Here is a 13,409-nt window from a genome sequence, read left to right as displayed (position 1 = left end):
TTACAAAAATTGCATCTACGTACTACGGGCTGCGTTAAAAAACCTGAACAGGCCCATTCCAGAGCCTCCCAAGCCCGCCTCCCCGCCTCCAAAGCGACACAGTTGCCTTGAGACACCCCGCCCCAGCCAAGCGCGAATAAACGTGGGCGTCTATTCGAGTAACAAAAAATAGACATTTGATAATGGTTCTCGATACTATCGCGCCGCCTTCGACTCAGTACCCAGGATAAGGAATTCGACTTGATGTACGGAAACAGCATGACGCCTGAATCGTCCCTGCTCGCACGGTGGAGCGAAGCACTGGCCACCTCGACCTTCCAGGCGAATCACATCACCCTCGAAGACCTTGCCGGCACCTTGCAACCCGCCGCTGAACGTAGCTTTCAACGGCTGCTCCAGGCACTGTTCCGCGAAGCGCTGCTGGCTCCCGACACCTGTACCTACGACGGTCATGGCCATTGCTGGCTGGTGTTGCCGGACCAGTCGCGCCTGTGCTTCGAGCATCTGCGTCCAGGCCGTATGGCCAGCTGGGACCTGCGCGGGCGCGTCGTGCATGTGCGCGAGGGTCAGCCGGCGCTCAAACTGCAATTCCCCTCGCAATTGCTGACGCTGCTCAACAGTACGCTTCAAACCCCTGCCGCGCCGGATGTACTGAATCGTCTGAACACTGAAATTGACGACAGCTTCGTGAACGACACGCTGTGCCTGGCCTTTCACGCGCATTGGACGCTGAAGCTTCAGGCCGCCATGCCACCTGCCCACGCGGGCAACCTGCTCAGCTATCTCAAGCAGCATCCACAGGTCGCCAACCCGACCTGCGTGTTGGAGCAATGGGGCACGCTGGGCCATCCCTGGCACCCCAACTACAAAACTAAACTGGGCTTGAGCACCGAGCAGGTGATCGCGTTCTCGCCGGAGTTCGAAGCGCGCTTCCCGGTGTTGCTGTGCGCCTTGCACCGTCAATACGCACACGTTGAAACGCTGGCCGGTTCTGCGGATTACTGGCCGTGGTGGCAACAGCATTTTCCCCAGGCCGCCCGGGAATTGGCCGACGTGCTGACCGCGCAAGGCCTTGCACCCGCCGACTATCTACCGCTGCCCGCTCACCCCTGGCAGGCTCGCCAGGAGTTGCCACAGCTGTTCGCCAATGAGATCAGCGACCGGCTGCTGGTGCTCACCGAGATTGTCGCGTTTACAGCCCACCCCACCATGTCTTTTCGCACCGTATTGCCGGACGGCCGCTGCGATGCACCGATGGTCAAGCTGCCAGTCTCGCTGCGCCTGACCAGCGTGCAGCGTACCGTTTCACCACGTTCGGCGCGTATGGGGCCGCGTATCAGCGAGTTATTGTTGAGCATTCTTTCCCGTGAGCCGGGTATCTCCAAGCGGCTCAGCATCGTACCGGAGCGAATCGGCGTGCACTTCAAGCCGCAACCGGCCAATGACGAACATTCCCGCCACCTCGCCGTGCTGTACCGCGATAACCCGCTGAGCCAGCTGCAATCGGGGGAAATGGCTGTGCCGGTCGGCAGCCTGTTCGCCCTCGACCAGCACGGCGAACCGCTGCTGCGACACTGGGTACGCCTGAGCCAGGGCCGGGACGATGCCCAAGGCATGCGCGCGTTTTTCCGTGATTACGCCGCGATCACGGTGCCGGCGCTGTTGGGCATGTACCTGCGCTACGGCGTCGCATTCGAGGCCCATCAGCAGAATTCCTTTATGGTCATGAGCGACGACGGGCAACTGAGCCGCCTGTTGCTGCGCGACTTCGGCGATATCCGTATCGACCGCAAGACCTTGCATGGCCAGGGTCTGGACATTGAGCTGCACGACCCGAAAATGACCTTGTACGACGACGCCAGCTTCGTACGCGACAAGTTGCTGCACACGGTTTTCATGTGTCATTTGGGCGAGCTGGTCCTGCTCAGCGCGCGTCATTTCGAAATGCCCGAGGCGCAGCTGTGGGATGAACTGTCAGCCCAGGTCAGCCAGTGTTTCGACGCGCTGCGCGACCAGGTCGAGCCCCAACGCTGGCGGACCGAACGCGCAGCACTGCTGGAGCAGGCATGGCCGGCCAAGTCGTTTATGCGCATGCGCCTGTTGGAAAGCCACGCCGATATTGTCGGGCGGCTGCCCAATCCGCTGAGTGCCGCCGCCAATGGGCTCTGACCGTACGGCGTTGCGGTTGCTGGTGATGATTCAGTTGGTGTCGATGGGCGCCATGGAAATGAGCGGGCCTTTCTGGCCGTTGCAAATCCAGAAACTGCTCGGCGTTGCCGATGCTCATTACACTGGGCTGCTGTCATCTCTGGTGTACGCCGGGCCGATGATGGCGGCGATGCTCCTGACACCGATGTGGGGCCGCCTGGGTGACCGCACCGGTCACAAGCCGATGATCCTGCGCGCGCTGCTGGCGCTGGCGGTGTGCCAGGCGCTGGCAGCGATCGCACAGGATCCTTGGTTGCTGGTGGCAATCAGGGTCGTGCAAGGCGCGTTGGCGGGCTTTATCGCAGCGGCCCAGGCCTACGCCCTGGCGTGCTGCGGCGACGGCGGACGCGGGCACATCCTAGCGCGGCTGCAATCGGCGACCGCCGTGGGTTCGCTGGCAGGCCCGGTATTGGGCGGCTGGCTGATGGACGTCTCGGGGTTCGCCCTGCTGTGCTACAGCGCCACTGCGGTCTGCCTGCTCTGCGCAGCGCTAAGCCTGTGGCTGCCCAGCGATGCACCGCGCGCACGACCGGCGCGCAACGCGACCCGCGCCGCGCTGCCCAAGGGCTGGCTCGGCGCGATGCTTGGCATCATCGTGTTGATCCAGGCGGCCAAAATGATGCCGCAGCCGTTCTATGCGCTGTACGTGGCCGATGTGCTGCACGCGCCGGCGTGGTTGATTGGCGCCAGCTATGCCGCCAGCGCGCTCACCCTGGCGCTTTCCGCGCCGCTGTGGGGTCGCCTGTTCGACCGGCACCCACCGGCGCATACGCTGCGCACCATCGAATGGGTCACGTGGGCCTGTGCCCTGACGCTGGCATTCACCGCCATGGCCAGCGAGTGGCTGGGGTTCCTCGCCAGCCGGCTGCTGTGGGGCGTATGGCAAGGCGCATTGCTGCCTGTCGCTTATACGTTAATCGCCAGCACCGTGCCCCCCAGCCAGCAAGGGTTTGCCCTTGGGCTGGGTAATAGCGCCGCCAAGGCCGGCGCGCTGTGTGGCGCGCTGATCGGTGGTATCGGCATGGGGATGGTGGGCCTGGCGCACAGCTTCTGGCTGGTCGCGCTCACCTATGCCGTGGCGGCCGTGGGCATCCGGGGGATCCGCGGGCTGGCGCGCGCGCCTGAGCCGTCCGATTTTTCTGTCAATACTTCTAATAACTCAAAGGCAAGGTCATGAATAAACCACACTTGGCACTTCTACTGCCCTTCCTCGGCTCACTCAGCAATGCTGCCTGGGCCGATACCGCGGAGCAAACCCAGGCAGCTCCCACTAACCTGCAGTTGCAGGCAACCGTGGTCTCGGCCACGCGCAATGAAACCAGCATCGCGGCGATCCCGGGCTCGGTGCAGGTCATCGACGAAGCGCAGATCCGTCAGCAAACGGGCGCCGGGCGCCGGGTCGCGGACATCCTCGGGCAGTTGGTGCCGGGCATCGCCCCTTCCAGCGGCGGAATGAGTAACTTCGGCCAGACACTGCGCGGGCGCAATACACTGATCCTGATCGACGGCGTGTCCCAGAACGCCACGCGCGACAACTTCCGCCAGCTCAACAGCGTGGCGCCGGAGAGCATCGAGCGTATCGAAGTAATTTCCGGCGCCAGCAGTGTCTACGGTGCGGGGGCCTCCGGCGGCATCATCAACATCATCACCAAGCGCAACAAAGGTGAGGACCTGGCGTTCAGCAGCAAAATCGGCATGACCTCCGGCAACAATTTCAACCATAAAGGCTTTGCCTACGAGGCATTCCAGAGCGCCACCGGCCGCCAGGGCCCGGCGGACTGGTATTTGTCCGCCAATACCGTGCAACGCAACGACCAGTTCGACGGCAACGGCAAGCGCATCCCCCAGGACACGTCCCAGGGCAGCAACATGGACACCGACACCTACGACCTGCAAGGCCGTTTCGGCTACGAGTTGGATGACGATAAAAAGATCAGCCTGTCGCTGCAGGACTACAAGGACGAACAGGATACCCGCTACACCAAGAACCCACGCATCACCAGCACTGCTGTTGCGGTCAAAGGCCTGGACCTGGACGACCAGCCGTCCACCCACAACCAGGCCGTCAACCTCAACTACACCGACCTGGACTTCTACGGTCAGGGCCTGCAGGTGGAAAGTTACTGGCGCCGCGCCGACGCGCTGTTCTTCCCGGACCTGTCTCGAGGCCGCGCCGGGGTATCGGACAATAACAGCGTGCAGGACGTGTACGGCCTACGCGCCGCCATCGACACGCAAATGCCGGACATCGGCCCCGCCACCGGCAACCTGGTGTGGGGCGCGGATTACGATCACGAGACATCCCGCCAACGCGGTGACCAGTACCGGGTCAATGGCCTGACCTACACCAAGACCGGCACTACCTTCGAGTTGGGCCCGGACATCCAGACCACTACCAAAGCCATCTTCGGGCAGCTGTCCTACGACATTGATGACTGGACCCTACGCGGTGGTGTGCGCCGCGAATGGATCGAAAGCGATGTGGACGACAGCATCGCCTACGGCGAAATCGTGCAGACCGGCAATCGCGCGACACTGCCGGGGGGCACCCTCAAGTATGACGACACCCTCTACAACCTGGGCGCGGTGTACCACCTGAGCGAAAACCAGGATGTGTTCGTCAATTTCAGCCAGGGGTTTTCCCTGCCGGATATCCAGCGTTTCCTGCGTGACGTGAGCAGTCGATACGATATCCAGAACCTCAACGCCCAGGCGCTGAAAGTCGACAGCTACGAGCTGGGCTGGCGTGGCAATTGGGACAAATGGCTGGCCAATGTCACCGCGTATGAAAACACCTCGGACGTCACACAGTTCTACGACGCCAACGACCGTGTGCTGCGCCTGGTCAGCCAGAAAGAGCGCGTGCGCGGTATCGAAACCAGCCTGACGTATAACGTTACCGATGAGTGGTCAGTCGGCGGAACCTACGCCTACGCCAAGGGCGAGACGCGCCAGAACGGCCAATGGATTGACCTTCCGGCCACGCGCATCGCGCCAGCCAAGACTACCGCCTTTATCGGCTATGACCGCGGCGACTACAGCCTGCGCCTGCAAGGTATGCGCCTGGCCGACTACGACGTCGCGTTCAAGGACAATAACGGTCGCGATATCAAGGGCTACACATTGGCCGATCTGCTGGGATCGGTGCGGTTGCCGGTGGGGCGCCTCGAAGGCGCGGTCTACAACCTGACTAATCGCAACTACCAGAACATGTTTGCCCAGGCGAATGCGCGCGCGCCCTATCCGAACGCAGAGGGGCGCACGTTCAGCTTGAGTTACGCCGTGGATTGGTGAGGGAAACTCCCCTTGTAAAAGCGCTTCAAGAAGAAAAACAAACCCCGCCATTGAGCGGGGTTTGTTGTTTGCAGCGGGACGCGCCGCTTACCACATCAGGTCGTCAGGGATCTGGTAAGCCGCGTATGGATCATCCTCGTCCGGCACCTGGCTCTCGGTGAGGATATTGAGCTGCACGATGCGCTCGGGTGCGCGTTCCTGAATCTTCAGCGCGGCTTCACGCGGGATCACTTCGTAACCGCCGCCGTGGTGCACGATCGCCAGGGAGCCGTTACTCAGTTTATTGCGCATCAGCGTGTTGACCGACAGGCGCTTGACCTTCTTGTCATCCACGAAGTTGTAGTAATCCTCGGTGGTCAACTTGGGCAGGCGCGAGGTTTCGATCAGTTGCTTGACCTGGGCCGCGCGGGCCTTGGCTTCGGCTTTTTCCTGCTGCTGACGGTTCAGTTCCTGGTCGCGCTTGACCTTTTCCGCCTTGGCTTCAAGGGCCAGGCGCGCCTGGGTGTCGTCGGCTTCGGCCTGGCCTTTGTGGACCAGGCGTTGCTGCTTCTGTTTCTCTTTGCCGACCTGTTTGGCCTGCTTTTGGTTGACCAGACCTGCTTTAAGCAACTGGTCGCGAAGGGAAAGGCTCATGGTGCTTACTCACTTAGGCAACTGCTCAACCGCAGCTGGACACGTTCTTTTCCTGACGTTTGGCTTCGCCCCACAGGGCGTCCAACTCTTCGAGGGTGCAATCTTCCATGGGACGCCGGGTCTCGCGCAATGCCTGTTCGATAAATCGGAAACGTCGTTCGAACTTGGCGTTGGCGCCACGCAGCGCGGTTTCGGGGTCGACCTTGAGGTGACGGGCCAGGTTGACCGCCGCGAACAGCAGGTCGCCGACTTCATCGGCAATGGCCGCCGGGTCGTTATCGGCCATGGCTTCGAGGACTTCATCCAACTCTTCGCGCACGTTGTCGACCACCGGCAAGGCGGACGGCCAGTCGAACCCGACCTGGCTGGCGCGCTTCTGCAACTTGGCGGCACGGGACAGGGACGGCAAGGCGTTGGGCACGTCATCGAGCAGCGACAACTGCTGCGGTGCGTCGGACTTTTCCGCACGCTCCTCGGCCTTGATCTGCTCCCAACGCTCCTTGACCTGGTCTTCGCTGAGTCGCGGAACGTCCAGCGGCGCATACAGGTCGCCGCTCGGGAACACATGGGGATGACGCCGAATCAGCTTGCGCGTGATGCTGTCGACCACCCCGGCAAATTCAAAGCGCCGCTCTTCCCGCGCCAGCTGGCTGTAGTACACGACCTGGAACAGTAGATCGCCGAGCTCGCCTTGCAGGTGATCGAAGTCGCCACGCTCGATGGCATCGGCCACTTCGTAGGCTTCTTCGAGGGTATGCGGGACGATGCTCGCGTAGGTTTGTTTGATATCCCACGGGCACCCGTATTGCGGGTCCCGCAGGCGATTCATCAAGTGCAGCAGGTCTTCGAGGCTGTACATCGGGTTACTCATGATGGCGTGCGATTACGCCGCGTCTCGATGATGTTCGGCAACTGGGAAATCCGCCCCAGCAACCGCCCCAGCGCATCCAGCCCGGGAATCTCGATGGTCAGGGACATCAGCGCGGTGTTGTCCTCTTTATTCGAGCGGGTGTTGACCGCCAGCACGTTGATCCGCTCGTTGAGCAGCACCTGCGAGACGTCGCGCAGCAAGCCCGAACGGTCGTAGGCGCGGATCACGATGTCCACCGGATAAGTGAGCACCGGCACCGGCCCCCAACTGACCTGGATGATGCGTTCCGGCTCGCGCCCGCCCAACTGCAGCACCGAGGCGCAGTCCTGGCGGTGAATGCTCACGCCACGGCCCTGAGTGATATAGCCGACGATGGCATCGCCCGGCAGCGGTTGGCAGCAGCCGGCCATCTGCGTCATCAGGTTGCCCACGCCCTGGATCTGGATATCGCCGCGCTTGCCAGGCTTGTAGCCGGTGGCTTTGCGTGGGATCAGCTCCAGTTGTTCGTTGCCGCGTTCCGGCTCGACCAACTGCTGGGCCAGGTTGACCAGCTGCGCCAGGCGCAGGTCGCCGGCACCGAGGGCGGCGAACATGTCTTCGGCGATCTTCATGTTGGCCTTTTCGGCCAGCTTGTCGAAGTCCACCTGGGGCAGGCCCAGGCGCGCCAGTTCGCGTTCGAGCAGGGTCTTGCCGGCAGCGACGTTCTGGTCGCGGGCCTGCAGTTTGAACCAGTGGACAATCTTGGCCCGCGCCCGCGACGTGGTGATGTAGCCCAGGTTCGGGTTCAGCCAGTCGCGGCTCGGCGTACCGTGCTTGCTGGTGATGATCTCGACCTGTTCACCGGTCTGCAGGCTGTAGTTGAGCGGCACGATGCGCCCGTTGATCTTGGCGCCCCGGCAGTTGTGGCCGATTTCGGTGTGCACCCGGTAGGCGAAGTCCAGCGGCGTGGCGCCCTTGGGCAAGTCAATGGCATGGCCGTCCGGGGTGAAGATATAGACCCGGTCCGGTTCGATATCCACCCGCAGCTGTTCGGCCAGGCCGCCGATGTCGCCGAGTTCTTCGTGCCATTCCAGCACTTGGCGCAGCCAGGAGATTTTCTCTTCGTACTGGTTGGAGCCGGCCTTGACGTCGGTGCCCTTGTAGCGCCAGTGCGCGCACACCCCCAGCTCTGCCTCTTCGTGCATGGCGTGGGTGCGGATCTGCACTTCCAGCACCTTGCCCTCGGGGCCGATCACCGCGGTGTGCAGCGAGCGGTAGCCGTTTTCCTTGGGGTTGGCGATGTAGTCGTCGAACTCTTTGGGAATGTGCCGCCACAGCGTGTGGACGATGCCCAGCGCGGTGTAGCAGTCGCGCATTTCCGGCACCAGCACGCGCACCGCGCGCACGTCGTAGATCTGGCTAAAAGCCAGGCCCTTGCGCTGCATTTTGCGCCAGATGGAATAGATGTGCTTGGCGCGACCGCTGATGTCGGCATCGACGCCCGTGGCCTGCAGTTCGGCGCGCAGTTGGCTCATCACGTCACTGATAAAGCGCTCACGGTCCAGGCGCCGCTCATGCAGGAGCGTGGCGATCTGTTTGTATTGATCGGGTTCGAGGTAGCGGAAGGACAGGTCCTCCAACTCCCATTTGATATGGCCGATACCCAGGCGGTGCGCCAGGGGCGCGTAGATATCGAAGACCTCGCGGGCGACGCGATTGCGCTTTTCGTCGTCGGCGGTCTTGACCGCACGGATCGCACAGGTGCGTTCGGCCAGTTTGATCAGGGCCACGCGCACGTCGTCGACCATCGCCACCAGCATCTTGCGCAGGTTCTCGACCTGGCCCTGGGTGCCCAGCACCATCGACTGGCGCGGACTGAGGCTGGCGCTGATGGCGGCCATGCGCAGCACGCCGTCGATCAGCTTGGCCACCACTGCGCCGAAGCGCTGGCTGACCGTGGGCAATGGAATATGCCCTTCACGCACGCCGCGATAGAGCACGGCGGCGATCAGCGAATCCTGGTCCAGCTTGAGATCGGCGAGGATCTCGGCGATCTCAAGGCCGGTGCGAAAACTTGAAGTGCCTTCGGCCCACAGATTCTTCGCCGCGTTGTCCTGTTGTTCAGACTCACGGGCGAACTCGCAGGCTGCCTTCAAGGCTTCACGGTCCAATGCCGGATCGACACTGACCGCATGATCCAGCCATGCCTCGAGATTGATACTGCCGTCAGTGTTGATCGGCTGGTGTGCTCTCACCTGTACCATCTTGCTTACCTTCCCTACGACGCACCTTCGATGCGTCAAAAATCATCGCCGACCGGCTTTATCGCTAAAGCTCATCCTGCAGATTCCCTGGCGGATCATGGCCCTGGAGAATGCAGGCCAGTCGGATTAAACGGGCATCCTAGCCCGCCTCAAATAACGCCATGGCCTCGACATGCGCTGTCTGCGGAAACATGTCGAGGATCCCGGCACGTTTTAGCCGGTAGCCTTGCTTGACCAACTCAACCGTATCCCGCGCCAGCGTCGCCGGGTTGCAGGACACATACACCAGACGCTTGGCACCCAGGGTGGCGAGCTTGCGCACGACCTCCTGGGCACCGTCGCGAGGTGGGTCCAAGAGTACCGCAGAAAAGCCCTGTTTGGCCCATTCCGCGTCAGTCAAAGGCTGGGACAAATCGGCCTGAAAAAACCGCGCATTATGCAAATTGTTACTGACGGCATTGAGCGCCGCCCGGTCCACCATGGTCTGCACGCCTTCTACCGCCACCACTTCGCGCACTTGGCGCGCCAGTGGCAAGGCAAAGTTGCCCAGACCGCAAAACAGATCCAGCACCCGCTCGTCGGGTTGCGGCGCCAGCCATTCCAGCGCCTGGGCCACCATCGCGTCATTGACCGCCGCATTGACCTGGACAAAATCCCCCGGCCGATACGCCAGGTCCAGACCCCACGCCTCCAGGCGAAAGCCCAGGGCCGTATCGGGGTCCACCGGTGCCGGTGGCCCCTCGCCGTGCAGCCATAATTGAGCGTCATGGAACGCGCAGAACTCTTTCAACACCAGCAGGTCCGCTTCGCACAGCGGTGCCATATGCCGCAGTAACACAGCAATGGACGACCCACTGAACAACTCCACATGCCCCAGGGCTTGAGGTTTGCTCAAGCGACGCAGCATGTTCGGCAAGCGCTGCATGATCGGCTGCAAAGCCTGTACCAGTACCGGGCATTCATCGATGGCGACAATGTCCTGGCTGGCCACGGCGCGAAAACCCACTTCAAGGGTCTTGGCCTTGGCATCCCAGCGCACGGCCACGCGAGCCCGGCGACGGTAGCCGAATTCGGCGCCGCTCAACGGCGCCGCCCATTCCTGGGGTTCGACGCCGGCCACGCGGGTCAGCTGCTCGGCGAGCATGCGCTGTTTCAGGGCCAGTTGGTCGTCATGGGCCAGGTGCTGCACGCTGCAGCCACCGCAGCGGCCGAAGTGAGCGCAAGGGGCCGGACGACGCAGTTCACTGGCCGTGAATACCCGTTCGGTACGGGCCTCGACCACTTTGCCGTGGGCACCCAACACCCGCGCCTCAACCTCTTCACCGGCCAGCGCACCATTGACGAACCAGGTGCGGCCTTCGAAAAACACGATGCCGCGTCCGTCGTTGGCCAGGCGCTCGATGGTCAGGCGTTGTTTCTTGCCCACCGGAATCTGCGGCGCTCGGCTACCGCCCGTCGGTTGGAAGCGCAGGCCTCTTTCATGCTTGGCCATCAGTTGGGTTCGTCGAAAATGCCGGTCGACAGGTAACGGTCGCCGCGGTCACAGATGATCGCGACGATCACCGCGTTTTCCAGTTCTTTCGACAGACGCAACATGCCGGCCACGGCGCCGCCGGAGGACACGCCGCAGAAGATGCCTTCTTCACGCGCCAGGCGACGAGTGGTGTCTTCAGCTTCGCGCTGGGCCATGTCGATGATGCGATCGACCCGCGAGGCGTTGTAGATCTTCGGCAGATACGCTTCGGGCCAGCGGCGAATGCCGGGGATGGCCGCACCTTCCATCGGCTGCAGGCCGACGATCTGAATCGCCGGGTTCTGCTCCTTGAGGTAACGCGAGTTGCCCATGATGGTGCCGGTGGTGCCCATGGAACTGACGAAATGGGTGATGGTGCCTTGGGTCTGGCGCCAGATTTCCGGGCCGGTGCTGGCGTAGTGCGCCTCGGGGTTGTCCCCATTGGCGAACTGGTCGAGCACCAGGCCGCGGCCTTCGGCGGCCATGCGCTCGGCGAGGTCGCGAGCGCCTTCCATGCCGTCTTCCTGGGTCACCAGCACCAACTGGGCGCCATAGGCGGTCATCGCCGCCTTGCGCTCGGCGCTGCCGTTGTCAGGCATGATCAGGATCATCTTGTAACCCTTGATCGCGGCGGCCATGGCCAGGGCGATGCCGGTGTTACCCGAGGTGGCTTCAATCAGGGTATCGCCCGGCTTGATCTGCCCGCGCAGCTCGGCGCGGGTGATCATGGACAGCGCCGGGCGGTCTTTTACCGAGCCGGCCGGGTTGTTCCCTTCGAGCTTGAGCAACAGGGTATTGCTGGTTTCACCCGCCATGCGTTGCAAGCGGACCAGAGGTGTATTGCCGACGCAATCGGCGATTGTTGGGTACTGCAAGGTCATGGCGTATTCGCAATCCAGACTGCGGGGCGGACATCATACCGGGAAAGGCTGGCGGGCCATATCACGCAAAGTGTGGTGCTTATGGCTTATGGGAATAAGCAAGGAAAATGGGCAGCTGTGAGGGCCCTATCGGGGGCGAGCCCCCACCCACATGCGAGCGCATTTCATGCTGCATCGCCCCCCGCCTACTCCCAATGCCCGCCGCCATGATTTTTCTGGAAAACCTCCTCCCCCATCGCCGCAATCTGCCCATCGATCAACGCTTCAAAAGGTTTGAGCAGCGGCTCGAAAGAAGTGGGTGCCTCCAGCACCTGCAACGCCTGCGCAATTGCTTCAACCGTCGACAAGGCTCCCGGCCCGGGTGCCTTGCGCAGCCGATAGCGCGACACACCGCCCTCGGCCAGCGACACCCGTGGCAACGCCGCCAACAACGGATTCAGGTGCAGCAATTTACGTGCTTTTCGCCAGGTGCCGTCGGGGACCACCAGCAACAGCGGCTGATCGACAGGCCCATAGGCTTGCAGCGGCTGGGCATCGTCAGCGGGAAACAATAACCGTGCCTGATAGCCGGGTGGATTCAGCAAGGTCTGCAGATCGTCGAATACCTCGCCCACCACCAGCTGCGCATTGTTCAGGCCCAAAGCAGCCAGGCGTGCGGTATTGAGCGCATGGTTGACCTCGCTCGGGTGCTGCAAAACAAGCACACGTGTGCGGCTGTCGAGGCTGGGGATCTGTGCGCACAAGCAATGCGCAGCGGGCCTGAGGCAACGGGAACATTGGGGTCTGGGCATGGCGGTATCAGGCCTGATTGAGCTGGGCTTTAAGTAAATCGCGGAAAGTCTGGATCAGCGGTTCGCGGCTGCGGCCCCGGCGCATGATCATCGAAAACGGTGCCTGATAACCAAAGGTGGCAGGCAACAACACCCGTAGATCACCTTTGTCGGCCCAGGCCTGGGCGTAGTGTTCAGGCAGGTAACCGATATAGGCGCCGGACAGCACCAGGATCAATTGCGCTTCCATACTTTCCACCGTGGCGGCGCTGTGCTTGAAGCCGTGGCGCGCCAGTTCCGCCTGGCTCCAGTAACCACGACCGACCATGCGCTGTTGAGTGATCACCTGTTCAGGGATGCGCCGCTCGCTGAACAACGGATGCCGCGAGCTGCAATACAGCCAATGCTGTTCGCGGTACAGCGGCATATACATCAGCCCACTCATGCGGTTGGAGAAGGCGCCGATGGCCAGGTCGAGGCGGTTGTCCTGCACGCCCAGCTGCAGTTCGTAGGGGCTCATGACCGACAGGTGCAGGTGCACCGCCGGGTGCTCCTGGCTGTAGGCACCGATGACCTCGGCAAATGGCAGGGCGTTGTCGCTGACCGTGGAATCCAGCACACCGAGCTTGAGCGTCCCGCGCAGCTCACCCTTGAGCGCGGCGGCGTATTGCTCGAAGCCTTCCAGTTCGCCGAGCAGGCGCAAGGTTTCCTGGTGGAACAGCTCGCCCTTGCTGGTCAGGCTGAACCCGCCCCGCCCGCGATGGCACAGCACCAGGCCCAGCGCGCTTTCCAACTGACTCATATAGGTGCTGATGGCCGAGGTGGACAGGTTGAGTTCGTGCTGGGCGTTGGCGAACCCCTGGTGCCGCACGACACTGACGAAGATGCGCAGGAGTTTCAGATCGGGCAAGGCGTTGGCCATGGTCGGCTCCGGGGGTCGAGAGCAGCAGTCTACCCGCCCCTTTAGTTTAGAAAAACCTGAACTAAGTATTTGCC

Annotated in this window: 10 protein-coding genes; 3 read left to right on the top strand and 7 right to left on the bottom strand. The window is 62.4% G+C overall.

All coding sequences use genetic code 11. The features are described from left to right. Positions 1 to 243 precede the first annotated feature (243 nt). Genes OSC50_RS06575 through OSC50_RS06565 form a run of 3 tightly spaced genes read left to right on the top strand, consistent with a single transcriptional unit; the run spans position 244 to position 5,502 of the window. Positions 244 to 2,169 (top strand): IucA/IucC family protein, encoded by a 1,926-nt coding sequence (locus OSC50_RS06575; RefSeq protein ID WP_266246296.1) that lies wholly within the window; start codon positions 244 to 246, stop codon positions 2,167 to 2,169. Continuing rightward, positions 2,159 to 3,385, top strand: a complete 1,227-nt coding sequence (locus OSC50_RS06570) for an MFS transporter (RefSeq protein WP_253508801.1) — start codon at positions 2,159 to 2,161, stop codon at positions 3,383 to 3,385. The genes OSC50_RS06575 and OSC50_RS06570 overlap by 11 nt, the downstream gene beginning before the upstream one ends. Continuing rightward, on the top strand, positions 3,382 to 5,502 hold the full coding sequence (locus OSC50_RS06565; protein ID WP_266246297.1) for a TonB-dependent receptor: 2,121 nt from the start codon (positions 3,382 to 3,384) through the stop codon (positions 5,500 to 5,502). Before OSC50_RS06570 ends, OSC50_RS06565 begins: the two co-directional genes overlap by 4 nt. An 87-nt stretch (positions 5,503 to 5,589) precedes the next feature. Here the strand turns inward: OSC50_RS06565 and OSC50_RS06560 are convergent, their stop codons facing one another. The 7 genes from OSC50_RS06560 to OSC50_RS06530 form a co-directional block, all read right to left on the bottom strand. Beyond that, entirely contained in the window at positions 5,590 to 6,135 is a 546-nt protein-coding gene (locus tag OSC50_RS06560; RefSeq protein ID WP_034114768.1) for a DUF2058 domain-containing protein, read from the bottom strand. 25 nt (positions 6,136 to 6,160) lie between these two features. Continuing rightward, entirely contained in the window at positions 6,161 to 6,994 is an 834-nt protein-coding gene (gene mazG, locus OSC50_RS06555; protein ID WP_266247503.1) for a nucleoside triphosphate pyrophosphohydrolase, read from the bottom strand. An 8-nt stretch (positions 6,995 to 7,002) separates the two neighbouring features. Continuing rightward, positions 7,003 to 9,249, bottom strand: a complete 2,247-nt coding sequence (relA, locus tag OSC50_RS06550; RefSeq protein WP_181075962.1) for a GTP diphosphokinase — start codon at positions 9,247 to 9,249, stop codon at positions 7,003 to 7,005. Positions 9,250 to 9,388: 139 nt separating this feature from the next. Next, positions 9,389 to 10,741: a 23S rRNA (uracil(1939)-C(5))-methyltransferase RlmD gene (gene rlmD / locus OSC50_RS06545; protein ID WP_266246298.1), complete on the bottom strand. Its 1,353-nt coding sequence runs from the start codon at positions 10,739 to 10,741 to the stop codon at positions 9,389 to 9,391. After that, entirely contained in the window at positions 10,741 to 11,643 is a 903-nt protein-coding gene (gene cysM, locus OSC50_RS06540; RefSeq protein ID WP_181075966.1) for a cysteine synthase CysM, read from the bottom strand. The genes rlmD and cysM overlap by 1 nt, the downstream gene beginning before the upstream one ends. Positions 11,644 to 11,828: 185 nt before the next feature. Next, on the bottom strand, positions 11,829 to 12,434 hold the full coding sequence (locus OSC50_RS06535) for a tRNA-uridine aminocarboxypropyltransferase (RefSeq protein WP_266246299.1): 606 nt from the start codon (positions 12,432 to 12,434) through the stop codon (positions 11,829 to 11,831). A gap of 7 nt (positions 12,435 to 12,441) precedes the next feature. Beyond that, positions 12,442 to 13,335 carry a LysR family transcriptional regulator gene (locus OSC50_RS06530; RefSeq protein ID WP_253508810.1) on the bottom strand — a complete coding sequence of 298 codons (894 nt, stop codon included), beginning with the start codon at positions 13,333 to 13,335 and terminating at the stop codon, positions 12,442 to 12,444. Positions 13,336 to 13,409 lie beyond the last annotated feature (74 nt).

This window comes from Pseudomonas quebecensis (assembly GCF_026410085.1).
GTDB lineage: Bacteria > Pseudomonadota > Gammaproteobacteria > Pseudomonadales > Pseudomonadaceae > Aquipseudomonas > Aquipseudomonas quebecensis.
Note: the sequence above shows the minus strand (reverse complement) of the source record. Positions and strands in the feature narration are given on the sequence as shown.

Coding starts and splice junctions, on each gene's coding strand:
- OSC50_RS06570 (WP_253508801.1), top strand. CDS start 2,159: ATGGGCTCTGACCGTACGGCGTTGCGGTTGCTGGTGATGATTCAGTTG.
- OSC50_RS06535 (WP_266246299.1), bottom strand. CDS start 12,434: ATGCCCAGACCCCAATGTTCCCGTTGCCTCAGGCCCGCTGCGCATTGC.
- relA (WP_181075962.1), bottom strand. CDS start 9,249: ATGGTACAGGTGAGAGCACACCAGCCGATCAACACTGACGGCAGTATC.
- mazG (WP_266247503.1), bottom strand. CDS start 6,994: ATGTACAGCCTCGAAGACCTGCTGCACTTGATGAATCGCCTGCGGGAC.
- cysM (WP_181075966.1), bottom strand. CDS start 11,643: ATGACCTTGCAGTACCCAACAATCGCCGATTGCGTCGGCAATACACCT.
- OSC50_RS06530 (WP_253508810.1), bottom strand. CDS start 13,335: ATGGCCAACGCCTTGCCCGATCTGAAACTCCTGCGCATCTTCGTCAGT.
- OSC50_RS06560 (WP_034114768.1), bottom strand. CDS start 6,135: ATGAGCCTTTCCCTTCGCGACCAGTTGCTTAAAGCAGGTCTGGTCAAC.
- OSC50_RS06565 (WP_266246297.1), top strand. CDS start 3,382: ATGAATAAACCACACTTGGCACTTCTACTGCCCTTCCTCGGCTCACTC.
- OSC50_RS06575 (WP_266246296.1), top strand. CDS start 244: ATGTACGGAAACAGCATGACGCCTGAATCGTCCCTGCTCGCACGGTGG.
- rlmD (WP_266246298.1), bottom strand. CDS start 10,741: ATGGCCAAGCATGAAAGAGGCCTGCGCTTCCAACCGACGGGCGGTAGC.